Origin of the sequence: Mesorhizobium sp. M4B.F.Ca.ET.143.01.1.1 (genome assembly GCF_004792275.1) — a bacterium.
GTDB lineage: Bacteria > Pseudomonadota > Alphaproteobacteria > Rhizobiales > Rhizobiaceae > Mesorhizobium > Mesorhizobium abyssinicae.
The window spans coordinates 1-286 of sequence record NZ_SRSR01000347.1; the positions used below are offsets into that span (position 1 = coordinate 1).

Annotated in this window: 1 protein-coding gene; it reads left to right on the plus strand. The window is 66.8% G+C overall.

Features of this window, described 5'->3' with window-relative positions; translation table 11 throughout:
- A partial coding sequence (locus EN786_RS37295; RefSeq protein ID WP_135910223.1) for an AI-2E family transporter occupies window positions 1–286 on the plus strand: 286 nt, incomplete at both ends.

A 286-nucleotide genomic window follows, 5' to 3' on the forward strand; every position in this document is an offset into this window, starting at 1 on the left:
TGGCCTTCTACATGCTGCTCGACTGGGACCGCATGGTGGCGGTCATCGACAGCTGGGTGCCGCGCGACAACGTCGCGACGGTGCGCGCCATCGCGCGCGACATCAACACCGCCACTGCCGGCTTCGTGCGCGGGCAGGGCACGCTCTGCCTGGTGCTGGGCGCCATGTACGCCACCGGCTTGACGCTGACGGGGCTGAACTTCGCCGTCCTCATCGGCCTGTTCGCCGGGCTGATCTCCTTCATCCCCTATGTCGGCTCATTGACCGGGCTGGTGCATGAGGACAT